Here is a 12,582-nt window from a genome sequence, read left to right on the forward strand (position 1 = left end):
TGAACATTCAGCCTGCACACGGCTCGGCACGATGGCGTCTCCGCACCACGCCAGAGGATGGACGATGCCCTCCCATAAATCGCCGCATACCCCCGCGCACGGCATGAGCCGGCGCGATTTCCTGACGCTAGGTACCGCCGCCGCTGGGCTTGGCGCGCTGGGCCTGAGCCTGCCCGAAGGCGCGCATGCCGGCGACGCCAACTGGCATGCTGGCCAGCTCGCGCACCTGATTCCGGCAGCGAGCCACAACCGCCTTCTCATCAAGGCATCGTTCCAGGCACCGCTTGCACGGGCACCTTGGCTGATGGTCAACGGCAAGCGCGTCGCGGGGGAACGAACCGATGCCGCCGGCCGCTTCTGGCGCTTTGATGCGCGTGACCTGCAGCCCGCCACGCAATACACGCTGCGCATTGTCGATGCGAGCGGCAAGCCGCTGGCCGACGCGTGGCCGCTGCGTACATTCCCCGCGCCCGACGCCACGCCCGCACGGCTGCGCATCCTGGCCTACACCTGCGCCGGCGGTTATGACGGGCCGCCAGTGGCCGGCAAGACCGCATGGCTGGACATGACCGCCCGCCGCCGCCTGCTCGCACGCGGCATGTCGTTTGCGCCCGACACCGTTATCGCCAACGGCGACCACATCTACTGGGATCTGCAGACCTCGCAGAACAAACCCTTCGCACGGCAGGTGCGCGAACTGATGTGGGCAAAGTTTGGCGGCGCGCTCGACACGTCTGTGCCGATGTCGCACCCGAAGAACGAAGCCATCTTCACGCGCGTGTGCGACTACCAGATCAGCGGGCTGTACGGCACCACGCTGCGCTCCACGCCCGCGTATTTCCTGACCGACGATCACGACACGTTCGAGAACGACGAGTTTGACGACAAGGTGGCCACCCTGCCGCCGGAGCCATACGGCCTGGTGGGTGCAGAGCTCACGCAACATCGCTATTACCCCGAGTTCCTGCCCGACGCGAACCGCCCCGTGTGGCTGCCCGGCGGTGACAAGGCCGGCATGCCCATCGACAGCAACAGCGCCTTCGGCACGCTGCGCTACGGCGCATTGCTTGAAGCCGTGCTGTACGACTGTCGGCGCTTTCTCGACAACAAGGGCATCCATGCACGCGTGGTGCCGCAATGGGTGGAAGACTGGCTCGTGGCACGTACGCGCGCTGAAGACACCGCGCATTTCTTCCACGTGCCGTCGCTGCCGTTTGCGTATTCGTCGGGCAAGCTGGGCGACTGGTATCCGGATCGGCTAGACAGGAAGACCGGCCGCCTCGTGGCCAACCAGCCCAAGCCCGGTTGGCAGGCCGGCTGGCACGCGCAGCACCAGCGCCTGGTAGCGGCGTTGGCCGAGCAGAAACAGCGCGCGGCCGTGATCGTGCAGGGCGACTTCCATGCATCGGCGGCCGGCTCAATGTCGCGCTCGGGCGATCTGGCGTTCGCGCATCCGGTGCATACGGTCATGACCGGCACGCTTGGCACTGGCGACCTCGCCTTCCCGTCGGCATTCCGCAGCATCGAGACCACGCCTGCCCTGTCCGTCGCCATGCAGGAGGCGCTGCGCCCGACCGAGAAGAACGGCTTTACCATCATCGACGTGACGCCCGAGAAGATGACCTTCTCGCTGTTCATGTGGCGCCCGCCCGAGCCGGTGGAAGCCATCGATACACTGCAGCCGGCGCTGGTGTACGAGGTGCCGCGCCTGGCTTGAGGTGCCAGCGCAACAACAAGGAGACACATGGCGAAGATCTGCATCGTGGGGGCAGGCTCGATCGGCTGCTATCTGGGAGGCCGCCTGCTGGCGGCCGGCGCCGACGTCACGCTGGTCGGCCGCGCACGCATCGGCAACGAGTTGCGCGAGCACGGTCTCACCTTGACGGACTACCGCACCAGCTGCTGGCAGATACCGTCGGCTGAGGTGCGCTACGTGACCGACCCCGGCGCTGCCGCCGATGCCGATCTCGTGCTCGTCACGGTCAAATCTGCTGCCACGCAGTCCGTGGCAGATGAGCTGCAGGCCGTGATGCGCACGGGTGTCGTTGTCATCAGCTTCCAGAACGGTCTTGGCAATGCCGACGTGCTGCGGGCCACTCTGCCGCAGCACACCGTGCTGGCGGGCATGGTGCCCTTCAATGTGATGCAGCCTGGCCCCGGCGCTTTCCATCAAGGCACGGGCGGCGAGCTGGAAGTGGCAGCGTCACCCATGCTGCAGCCGTTTCTGGGTGACTTTCTCCGCGCGGGTCTGCCGCTCACGGAACGGACCGACATGGCGGCCGTGCAATGGGCCAAGCTGCTGCTCAACCTGAACAACGCCATCAATGCACTGGCCAACCGGCCGCTGAAGGAAGAGTTGTCGCAGCGTGCGTATCGGCGCTGCCTCGCGCTGGCGCAAATGGAGGCACTGCGGCTGCTGTCGCGTGCGGGCATCCAACCCGCCAAGCTGACGCCCATACCGCCCGCCTGGATTCCACGCCTGCTCGCCACGCCTGATGCGGTATTTGCGCGGCTGGGCGGCAAGATGCTCGCCATCGATCCGCTCGCGCGTTCGTCCATGTCCGACGATCTGGCTGCGGGGCGCACGACCGAAGTCGACTGGATCAACGGTGAAGTTGTGCGCCTGGCCGAGCGCCTGGGGCAACGCGCCCCCGTGAACGCGAAACTGTGTGCGATGGTCCATGCCGCCGAATCTGACGCCTCGCGCCCGAGCTGGTCGGGCATTGATCTGCTGGCGGCCTTGCGGGCTGCGGGTTAGTCGGCGCCGGCCTCGCTCGCGTCCAGCAACAACGCCATGTCCTGAATCTCGATGTGGCCATAGCGCAGGCGGATCGCGCCGAATTTGACCAGCGCCTGCAGCTCCTTGCTGAGCGTCTGCCGGCTGATGCCCAGCATCATCGCCAGCGCGTCTTGTGAGGTGGAGATGCTTGCGCGCCCCTCTGCCGATTGCGACACATCGCCGTGCGCGAGTGAAGCGATACGCCGCGCCACGCGCGCCCGCGTACCGTGCAGCGCCGCACTCGCCAGCGAGCCATACGCCAGCCGCAAGCGCGTCGCCACCAGCCGCGCAATCGCTCCGGCAAATGCGGCATCGCGCATCAAAGCTTCAAAGCGTGCCACGCTCACGGCCAGCACGGCCGAATCTTCCAGCGCGATTGCGCAGTGGCCGCGTGGTTGCTGATCGAGCGTCGACACCCCGCCAAACCAGTTGCCTGGCTCCACCAACGTGAGGATCGCCTCATCTCCGTCAGCATTGAAGATGGAGAGCTTGAGCGCGCCGCTGGCCACGCCAAAGAACGCGTGCGAACCGGCGTCCATCGGATCGCCCTGGCGAAAGAGAAATGTACCGGCCGCGATGTGCAGGGGCACCGCGGCTTCGAGCAGCGCATCGGCCGCGTGCGGCGGCAGGCTCTGGAACCAGGGGTTGGCGGCAAATGCGTGCGTCACGATTCTGTTTCCGGCCATCAAGCGCGCCGCCCTAACACCCACCCAACCGACAGCACATATCGGCTACCACCCACCACGCGCGTCACGCTGTGCTCGCACGCATCGGGACGGAACAGCTTGATACGCCGCGTCTGGAAGATCGGGCTGGCGCAGACGAACTCGCCGCCCTCCCGCGGCGACTTCAGCACGATGTTCAGTCGATAGTGCCGGCCGTTGGTGACGGGGTCGGTATGCGGTGGAATTTCCGAGCCGTCCGGATAGCGGATCAGGTAGCTGTCGAACGGGATGGGCCACGGCGCGGTGGCCAGCAGCATCTTGTCGTAGCCGGTGCCCTGGCGGCCGCGCTGCCAGCGAAAGGCGGTGCTGAAGAATGCGCGCAAGGAAGACATGGAAGCGAAGCTGCCCGATGGAATCCGGGCATGGTAGCGGGGAACTATCGACGGTTGTCGAATTTCTTCCAGTATCCGAAGGGCTCCTGGTGGCACTCGTAGTCCAGCTCGGCCACGCGAGTGTGCAGACGTTCCTGCGCCTCCTGCACGGCGAGGTTGTAGACCACCGGGCCGATCTCTTCCAGAAAGAAACTCAGGAGCGCACCGGCCTGGATGTTGCCGATGCGCTCTTCCATGTGCTCGGTGAAGTAGCGCTGGATGGATTGAACCGCTTCTTCGCGGACGTCGCGGTCAAGTTCGATGGGCATGCGAGGCGCTCGTGGTGGCGGATGAAACCGCCAGCTTACTGCCCGCGGCCATACGCATCCAGCAGCTTGAGCGTGACACCGTTGGTCCATCCGAAGCCGTCCTGCAATGGATACTCACCTCCGCCGCCGCCCGTGCCCGTTCCGTCGACGATGTATTTCTCGACCAGCTTCTGCTGGCTGGCATAGAGCTGCTCGACGCTGCCAAGAAAGCGCTCGCCGATCGCCTGGGCGAGCGGCTGCCAGCCGTACCGCTGCGCACCGCGCAGTGCGATCCATTGCAGCGGCGCCCAGCCGTTGGGGGCATCCCATTGCTGGCCAGTCTTGAAGGTGGTGGCGGACAGCCCACCCACCTGCAGCAGCGCCTGCTGCGTCCACTGCAATGTCTTCCACGCGCGGTCCGGCCGTGCGGCACCCACAAACAGCGGATACGTCATCGCGGCAGACTTGTTGTCGCGAATGCGGCCGAGCTGCCAATCGTAATCGGCGTAGTAGCCGGCGGGGTGCCATAGATAGCGCTCGATAGCGACGGCACGTTTTCCGGCGCGCACGGAATATTCGACCGTGCACGCAAAATCGCGCGCCGCTGTGCAACCGCGCGCGATGGTCTTCTCCAGCTGGAACATCAGGCTGTTCAAATCCACCGGCACGATCGACGTGGTGCGAATGGTGCCCAGCGTGGCGTTGTCGCCAAACCAGCGTGAGCTGAAATCCCAGCCGCTTTCTGCCGCCGCACGCAGGTCGCGCCAGACTTCGTTGGCGGGGCGTGCGGGAGTTTGCTGCGCGGTGGTCACGTCTTGCAGATAGGACTCGGGGCGCGGGGTGTCCTGGTCGTCCCAATAGCGGTTGAGGACAGCACCGTCGCGCATGACGACGACGTTGCTGCTCGCCTGCCCAGCGGGCGTAGTCGAGGCGCCGCGCATCCAGTACGCATATTCCTTGCGCAGTTGCGGCAGGTAGCGCTTGAGCGCCGCATCACCCTCCTGCTGCGTGGCCAGCTCGACCATCAGCGCAAAGAACGGCGGCTGCGAGCGGCTGAGGTAATACGTGCGATTGCCGTTCGGGATGTGGCCGAACTGATCAATGGCATAGGCGAAGTTGTCGAGCATGTTGTCGACCAGATCTTCACGGCCTGCTTCCTGCAGGCCGAGCATGGTGAAGTAGGTATCCCAGTAATAGCCTTCGCGGAAGCGGCCGCCGGGCACCACGTAAGGCTTGGGCAGCGGGATGAGCGAGCTGTTGTCGGGCGCGGTGGTCGTTGTGCGCGTGAGCGCTGGCCACAGCCAGTCGATGTGCGCGCGCAAGGACTGCCCCGCGGGCGGTGTCACGGGCGTCTCCACCGGCGGCGTGAAGTACTGATCGACAAACGCCTTGAGCGAGAAACCCGGCACGTTCTTCTGTGCCTGGTACGCCTGCAGAATGACAGCCGGTGCAGCTTTCGGCACGGCATCGACAAACGTCTTCTGATCCGGATACACCTGCGCGGACTGCACGGCCGCGAACAAGTCGCCGTAAAGCTTGTCGGGCGACGGCGGCAGCGCGGCACCCACGCCCACATCGGCCAATGCGGACGACGCCGCCAAACCGAACGCCAGCCATGCGGCAACGTTCGCCGCACGGCGCCGGATCAAAAAGTGAGCCTGTCGATGCATCGTCATCTCCTGCCTGGTGGACGGAAAGCCAGTCCAGAAAAGGAGACGGCGACAGCGTTGTCAAATCGACAGGTTTTGCGCAAAACGGCGGCGTACCGAAGCGCAAGAAATGGCGCCGTATTGGGCTCTGCGGGCAAGCAACTTGCTGATGCGCGGCGATGCTTGGCTCGGTCATCCGGCCCGGCGCTACCCGCGCACAACCTCGTAGCGCATCTCCACGAAGGTGTTCTTGTAGGGCACGGCGGAAGTGAGCTTAAGCGCGGGCTGGACGATGCGGCGTGGCAACAGGGGCAGCCCGGTGCCCAGCGTGACAGGCATCACCTGCACGATCAGTTCGTCAAGCAGCCCTGCATCGAGAAACTTGCCGGCGAGTTCACCGCCACCAACGATCCAGAGATTGCGTCCGGCGGCCGCGGCGAGCATGTCGCGGTGCACGGGCGCCACATCACCACGCACGAAGCGGACGTCTGCGCCTTGCACTGCCGGCGGCGTGCGCGATGTGAAGACCCACGCAGGCTGCACGTAAGGCCATGGCTGCGCTTGCCCCTCTGGGCCCGGTTTGGCCAGTTCGCGAAGTAGCCATTCGTAGGTGGACGCACCCATCGCCAGCGCGCCGACGTCGCGAATGAAGCCGTCGTAGCTCGTGCCTTCCAGTGAGCCAAACTGCATCAGCCAATCGAGCGAGTGATCCGTCGTGGCGATGAAGCCGTCCAGGGTGGCAGCGGCGTAATACTGCGTCTTCGACATGGCGGGCTCCCGTTGAAATTTAGGAGCGAAATGCTACGCCGCACGGATTGCCGTTGCCTTGCGGGCGGCGCTATGCCACCGGAACGGCGTTGCCGGCATCGGCAGCGCAAATCCGGTTGCGCCCCTGATGCTTGGCGTCGTAAAGCGCGCGGTCTGCGCGTGCGCTCAGCCGGTCGAACGATTCACCGGGTTGCCATGCCGCCACGCCACCGCTGACGCTGTAGCGGCAGGGTTGCGCACCGGCCATGACAACTTGCGCGGCAGCTGCCTTGCGCAAGCGTTCTGCGAGATGCATGGCATTGCCGCTGTCTGTGTCGGGCAGCAGCAGCGCGAACTCTTCGCCACCGATGCGCCCAAGCACGTCGGTCGGCCGTAACTGCGCTTGCGCCATCTGCACAAACGCGCGCAACACGGCATCGCCAGCGGCATGGCCGAGGGTATCGTTGATGCGCTTGAAGTGGTCCAGATCGAGAATCAGCAATGCCAGCGGCTTGGCGTGCCGCTGCACACGGCCGACATGGCGGCGTGCCAGCACCTCGAAACCCTGGCGCGACAGCGCGCCAGTCAGGAAATCACGATTGGCGGCATCGCACGCGTCCGCCAGCAGTGCGTCATGCACCATCAACATGGCCGACATCGACAGGATGGGCATGATGGCCGCCGCCACCACGAGCAGCAGCACGCTACCGGCGGTGGCAAACATGCTCGGGCTGGACGCCGCGCCCAGTGTCAGGAAATAGATGCCGCGTACGAGCTGACAGACGCCGAACACGAAAGCAATGACGGCCGTTACCCGGTACGGATAGGTCGGTCGACCGGCGGGCGAATGGCGCAACAGCATCCACACCAGTGCCGTGCAGAAGGCGGCTGAAAACAGCGTGGTCGAAAACACCCGCATGGGGATGCTGTCGACGGCGTAGCGCCAGTAGATGACTGCCACTCCCACCGCTGTCACGCCAGCCAGCAGGATGGGCCACTGCGGGCGCCGTCCGAGAAACCGTGCGCAGCCCGCGTAGTACGCAGCACCACCGAGCGCCAGCAGGACGTTCGCCACAACAACCGAAAGGCTGTCGGGGATCTTCCCACGCAGCAGGATCAACGGCAGCGCTAGCACCACGGCCAGATTGGCACCAAACCACTCTGCAATGCCAGGCTTGCCGGCGCGCAGCAACGAACCCAGCAGCCCCAGGAGCACAAAGCTCATCAGCGCCGACGTGGCAATGGCGACGCCTGGATCCAGCATGAGCACTCCCGCAAATCTTGTGTGGCGGGGATTCTACGAAAAGTGGCGCGTTGCGGACATCACCGGGTGGAGGGGCACGGCGCGCCTTATCCCAGCCAGACTCCACCCTGGATCGAACGCCGCAATTCAACTGCAGCTGGCCGCTTCTATGGTGATGGCAGCCTTGCATCCAGGAAGCGCCGCGCTAGGTCAGGGTTTGGGTCCGAGATCGTCTACGGCGTGTCCGCCGGTGGCCTGCAACGCGGCTTCGGCGGCGTCCACCTGTGCAGGCTCGGCCTCAATGGTCAGCAGAAAGCGCCCGCCGATCACGACGTTCTGGAATTTGCGCTCGTAGGTCTCGGCGTTTTCGCCGCCGGGCTCGTGGTCGCCGCAAAGAAAGTTGCCGCACACGGCACCCGCCTCGTCACCTTGATGTGACAGCGCGACGCGCTCCAGCGTGAGGCCGGTATTCAACACGGCTTGGCGGGCCGCCTCAGCAGCGGCATGGTCTGTGAAGATGCGGACGATGGTCGGCATGGGGGGTTCTCCTCGTCGTGGTGAACCCAAAGTTGACGCATCGGCCGTGCCCGGCGATGCGTCGGGCGACTGCCTCAGAACAGCGCCATCTGCCGCACCCCAAACCCGATGGCCTCTTCCACCCGCATGCGGGCATGCGTGAGCGACCCTTCGATGCCTGAGAGCGTACCGGCCAGCCAGCGGTAGAGCAGTGGAGCCTGACCGCGCGGGCTCAGGTGGATTTCACCGAGCTTCTTGCCGCGCTTGTCACGGTAGTAGTGGGAGCGATAGCCGCGTTCCCAATGCGTGATCGGGCCGCGCCATCGGCGTAAGCGGCGGGGTTTGGTGGGGGGAGTTTCGGCTGGTGATGCCGACAGTGGTTCCTCCCAGCCGAAAGCGGGTTTGGCGAACAGCGGCAAACCTTCCAGATCGGGGTAAAAATCCATCGTCGTATGCTCAGCTAGCCGCGCCGCCGCAGGCTTTGCAGACAAAAACGGCGCGTAGGCCGCATGATACCTGGGTTTATGGCAGACGGCACGTGCAAACGCCCTAACGGCGCGCATCGGAACAACGTTGCACGCGCCAGACAGTAGACGCTTCGGTATGATGGCCGCTCCCAGTCTCATGACACGCGGCAATCGACCGGTACCTAGCATGAAGAACGCCTTTAACACGTTGATGACACCCCGAATCGCCTGCGCCCTGCTGTTGGCGGCAAGCTTCGCCACCCAGGCTCACGCCCAGGAAGGCGCCTTCGCCCCGCTGCTCCGCCATCTGGCCGACCGCCTGGTCACCGCCGACCAGGTTGCGCTGAGCAAATGGGACAGCGGCCAGTCGGTCTACGACCCGGCGCGCGAGGCGAAGGTCATCGCCAATGCTTCGGCGCAAGCGCCCGCTTACGGCTTGGCGGCCCCGGACGTGAGCGATGTCTTCACAGACCAGATCGAGGCGAACAAGGAAGTGCAGTACGCCCTGCTGAACGACTGGCGACGGGCCGGTGCTGCGCCCACCGCGCAGCGGCAGAGCCTGCCGGATGTGATCCGGCCCAAGCTAGACGGACTGCAGAAATCCATCCTGCAAGCCTTGCGCGATGCGGCATCGGCACGCGGCCACGCGGATTGCCCGATGCAGGTGGCGAACGAAATCGGCCGTGTGGCGCAGGAGAAATCGCTCGACAGCTTGCATCGCATTGCACTGGACCGCGCAACGGCACGGCTCTGCACCACCCGCTGATCCAATAAAAATTAGCGCCGGCAAGTATGTAGCGGGCGCAAACAAAAAAAGAAAAGCCGGCCCGAGCGGACCGGCTGTCTGAGCAGATGCAATGTCTTCAGCGCGGCAGCGCCGGAGATAAATATCAGCCCAGATCCACAGGCACAAAAATCTTCGTATCGTCACGCTGCACCAGCAAGGCGACATGCTTGCCGGCGCGGTCCGCCAGCGTGCGTAACTCCTGCACCGATGACACCGGCGTGCCGTTGAGCGACAGGATCACATCGCCCGGCTGAATGCCGACTTTGGCCGCCGGGCCTGTGACGTCCATCACCACGAGGCCGCCGGGCAAACCGTTCTGGCGCTTCTCTTCCGGTTGCAGCGGTCGCACCGCCAGGCCCAGGCGGCCTTGGTCCGGCGCCGCCTTTTCACTGGACGCCACCTTCGCATCCTTCGCTGCGCCAACGGTCACAGTCAGCGTAGTCGGCTTGCCCTGGCGAATGATCTGCAGCGGCACGGTGGAGCCCGGCTTGATGTCGGCCACCTGCTCGGGCAGATCGCCCGACCGGTCGATGCGCGCATCGCCAATCTGCAGAATCACGTCGCCCGGTTGCAGGCCGGCCTTCGCTGCGGGGCCGCCGTCTTCCACCGAGTTGACCAATGCGCCTTCGGGCTTGGGCAGCTTGAAGGAATCGGCCAGCGACTGGTCGACCTCCTGCACCGCAATGCCAAGCCGGCCGCGCGTGACCTTGCCGGTAGATACAAGCTGCTGCTCCACCTTCATCGCCACATCAATCGGCACGGCAAACGACAAGCCCTGGTAGCCACCGGTCTGGCTGTAGATCTGCGAATTGATGCCAATCACCTGGCCGCGCTGGTTGAACAGCGGGCCACCGGAGTTGCCCGGGTTCACGGCCACATCGGTCTGGATGAACGGCACATAGGTATCGTCCGGCAGCGAGCGCGACTTGGCGCTCACGATACCCGCCGTGACGGTGTTCTCGAAACCGTACGGCGAACCAATGGCCAGCACAGGCTCTCCCACCTTGGTGTTGGCGGGGCTGCCGATCTGCACCACCGGCAGGTTCTTGGCCGAGATGCGCAGCACTGCCACGTCGGATTGCTTGTCGACGCCGAGCACCTTGGCCTTGAACTCGCGGCGATCGGTCAGCTTGACGTTGACCTCCTGCGCGCCATCCACCACGTGGGCGTTGGTCAGGATCAGCCCATCGGCCGACACGATGAAACCCGAGCCCAGACCGCGCACGATCTGGTCGCCGCGCTGCTGCGGCATCTGCGGCATGAAGCGCTTGAAGAATTCGGAGAACGGATCATCCGGGCTCATGCCGGGCGGCAAGCCCTGCATGCTCGTGCGCTGCGCGTGCGCGGTAGTGCTGATGTTGACCACCGCCGGGCCGTAGCGATCGACGATGCCGGAGAAGTCCATCGGCGCCGCCACAGCCACCGGTGCAGCACCGGGAGCCGGCGCCGTTGTTGCCGTCGCGGTAGCCACGGGCGCCGCCACCGCACGCGAAATCATGTCTTTCTGCAGATAGGCATAGCCGCCTGCAACGGCGACCACTGCGGCCAGGCCAGCCGCACTGCGTGCCAGGGTTTGACGCGTCATTGTCGTGTCCTCTCTTGCTTAGCACGAGGGTCACGGCCTGCGGAGTCGCCTGTCGTGCCCATCGGTTGAAGGCATCGTAGGCGGGCAGACTTAAACGAGACTTAAAGGTGCAAGGCGCACGCGCACATCACACGAAACAAAATGTTTCTACGCGTTGGCCTTGAATGGAAAGCGCAGCACCACGCGCAAGCCGCCGCCCTCGCGCGCTTCCAGCGCCAGGGTTGCGTCATGCGCTTGCGCGATCTCCCGGACGATGGCGAGGCCGAGGCCGCTGCCGCCCGTGGGGGCCTGCGCTGGCCGATAAAAGCGATCAAGCACGCGTTCACGTTCCTCCGCAGGAATGCCAGGGCCGTTGTCTTCCACCACGAGCTGTGCACCGCCGTCGGGCGTATGCTCGGTCGACACATCGACGCGCGCTCCGGCTGGACAGTATTTCAGTGCGTTGTCGACAAGGTTGACCAGCAGCACGCGCAGCGCATCGGCATTACCGATAACGGATGCCGGCTGCGACTCCACTGCGATCCCCAGGTCAATGCGCTTTTGCACTGCCGCCGGCGACAGTTCGGCAACCACGTCGACCGCCACCGCCTCGAGCGCAACCGTTGCGCGCTGCGTATCGGCAGCGCCCGGCTCCTGCCGGGCGAGCGTCAGCAACTGGCCAACGAGGCGAATCATGCGTTCCACACCGCGATGCAGATCGGCATGCGCGGCGCGGCGTTCGTCTTCGTTCTCGGCGCGGTCGGCCACCTGCAGCTGCAGCTTGAGCGCGGCCAGCGGCGTGCGCAGCGCATGTGCAGCGTCGGCGACGAACGCACGCTGGTGCGCAAGAGCGGTGCCGAGTCGCGCAAGCAGGTCATTCAGAGCATTCGTCAGCGGGCGGATCTCGTCAGGCAAATCGTGCGTGGGCAACGGCGACAGCGCTGCCGCATCGCGCGCCTGCACCTGCTTGGCCACGGAGCCCAGCGGCGCCAGACCGCGCCCGACCGCCAGCCAGACGATCCATCCCAGCAGCGGCAGCAGGATCAACAGCGGCGCCACCGTACGCAACGCCATGCGCGCCGCCACCTCGTGCCGCGCGCTATATGGCTGGGCGATCTGCACCACGGCGGGCCCGAACGCGACGCTATAGATGCGCCACGGGCCCTCCGGCGTATTCGCGTCGGAAAAGCCCAGCTCCGCCTGGTCCGGTAGATCGGGCCGTGCGTGTGAGAGATACAGGCTGCGGCCAGTGCCGTCCCAGATGCGGATCACGACGTCGTCGTCACGCGCAATGCCCGCGAGTGCCGGCGGCGGCGGGTCGATCCACTGGCTCGGCAGCGCGGCGGCCACCTGCTGCATCTGGTAGTCGAACAGCGCGTTGGCTTCCTGGCGCGCTTGCGCGTAGATCAGGCCGGTGGCGATGACAATGCCCGCCAGCAGGCCGCCGGCCAGCCACCACAGCAGGGTTTTACGGATCGATTGCATG

Annotated in this window: 13 protein-coding genes; 3 read left to right on the plus strand and 10 right to left on the minus strand. The window is 65.3% G+C overall.

Annotation, left to right across the window (positions count from 1 at the left end; all coding sequences use genetic code 11):
* Nucleotides 1-64 precede the first annotated feature (64 nt).
* Nucleotides 65-1,717 carry an alkaline phosphatase D family protein gene (locus tag NG898_RS19270; RefSeq protein WP_252693935.1) on the plus strand — a complete coding sequence of 551 codons (1,653 nt, stop codon included), beginning with the start codon at nucleotides 65-67 and terminating at the stop codon, nucleotides 1,715-1,717.
* Nucleotides 1,718-1,744: 27 nt separating this feature from the next.
* Nucleotides 1,745-2,758, plus strand: coding sequence for a 2-dehydropantoate 2-reductase (locus NG898_RS19275; RefSeq protein ID WP_252693936.1), 1,014 nt, complete (start codon nucleotides 1,745-1,747; stop codon nucleotides 2,756-2,758).
* On the opposite strand, the gene NG898_RS19280 is transcribed toward NG898_RS19275, so the two are convergent.
* The 8 genes from NG898_RS19280 to NG898_RS19315 all read right to left on the minus strand — a co-directional run bounded on the left by NG898_RS19280 (nucleotide 2,755) and on the right by NG898_RS19315 (nucleotide 8,724).
* Complete coding sequence (locus NG898_RS19280; protein WP_252693937.1) at nucleotides 2,755-3,447, minus strand: Crp/Fnr family transcriptional regulator; 693 nt, start codon at nucleotides 3,445-3,447, stop codon at nucleotides 2,755-2,757. The two genes, NG898_RS19275 and NG898_RS19280, sit on opposite strands and share 4 nt — an antisense overlap.
* 17 nt (nucleotides 3,448-3,464) lie before the next feature.
* Nucleotides 3,465-3,836, minus strand: coding sequence for a 2OG-Fe(II) oxygenase family protein (locus NG898_RS19285; protein WP_252693938.1), 372 nt, complete (start codon nucleotides 3,834-3,836; stop codon nucleotides 3,465-3,467).
* A 44-nt stretch (nucleotides 3,837-3,880) separates the two neighbouring features.
* On the minus strand, nucleotides 3,881-4,144 hold the full coding sequence (locus NG898_RS19290; protein WP_252693939.1) for a DUF2164 domain-containing protein: 264 nt from the start codon (nucleotides 4,142-4,144) through the stop codon (nucleotides 3,881-3,883).
* A 35-nt stretch (nucleotides 4,145-4,179) separates the two neighbouring features.
* The gene (gene treA, locus NG898_RS19295) at nucleotides 4,180-5,793 is read right to left on the minus strand and encodes an alpha,alpha-trehalase TreA (RefSeq protein WP_252693940.1); all 1,614 of its coding nucleotides are present in this window, start codon (nucleotides 5,791-5,793) and stop codon (nucleotides 4,180-4,182) included.
* Between the two features lie 186 nt (nucleotides 5,794-5,979).
* The gene (locus NG898_RS19300; protein ID WP_252693941.1) at nucleotides 5,980-6,540 is read right to left on the minus strand and encodes a dihydrofolate reductase family protein; all 561 of its coding nucleotides are present in this window, start codon (nucleotides 6,538-6,540) and stop codon (nucleotides 5,980-5,982) included.
* A gap of 70 nt (nucleotides 6,541-6,610) precedes the next feature.
* Complete coding sequence (locus NG898_RS19305) at nucleotides 6,611-7,783, minus strand: GGDEF domain-containing protein (RefSeq protein ID WP_252693942.1); 1,173 nt, start codon at nucleotides 7,781-7,783, stop codon at nucleotides 6,611-6,613.
* 189 nt (nucleotides 7,784-7,972) lie between these two features.
* The gene (locus tag NG898_RS19310) at nucleotides 7,973-8,299 is read right to left on the minus strand and encodes a hypothetical protein (RefSeq protein WP_252693943.1); all 327 of its coding nucleotides are present in this window, start codon (nucleotides 8,297-8,299) and stop codon (nucleotides 7,973-7,975) included.
* A gap of 74 nt (nucleotides 8,300-8,373) precedes the next feature.
* Complete coding sequence (locus NG898_RS19315; protein ID WP_092970943.1) at nucleotides 8,374-8,724, minus strand: hypothetical protein; 351 nt, start codon at nucleotides 8,722-8,724, stop codon at nucleotides 8,374-8,376.
* Nucleotides 8,725-8,932: 208 nt separating this feature from the next.
* Here NG898_RS19315 and NG898_RS19320 point away from each other — a divergent pair, with 208 nt between their 5' ends.
* Nucleotides 8,933-9,511 (plus strand): chorismate mutase, encoded by a 579-nt coding sequence (locus NG898_RS19320; protein WP_252693944.1) that lies wholly within the window; start codon nucleotides 8,933-8,935, stop codon nucleotides 9,509-9,511.
* A 124-nt stretch (nucleotides 9,512-9,635) separates the two neighbouring features.
* Here the strand turns inward: NG898_RS19320 and NG898_RS19325 are convergent, their stop codons facing one another.
* Nucleotides 9,636-11,117, minus strand: a complete 1,482-nt coding sequence (locus NG898_RS19325) for a DegQ family serine endoprotease (RefSeq protein ID WP_252693945.1) — start codon at nucleotides 11,115-11,117, stop codon at nucleotides 9,636-9,638.
* Between the two features lie 147 nt (nucleotides 11,118-11,264).
* On the minus strand, nucleotides 11,265-12,581 hold the full coding sequence (locus NG898_RS19330; RefSeq protein ID WP_252693946.1) for a sensor histidine kinase: 1,317 nt from the start codon (nucleotides 12,579-12,581) through the stop codon (nucleotides 11,265-11,267).
* Between the last annotated feature and the right edge of the window lies 1 nt (nucleotide 12,582).

Source organism: Ralstonia mojiangensis, from assembly GCF_023955645.1.
GTDB lineage: Bacteria > Pseudomonadota > Gammaproteobacteria > Burkholderiales > Burkholderiaceae > Ralstonia > Ralstonia mojiangensis.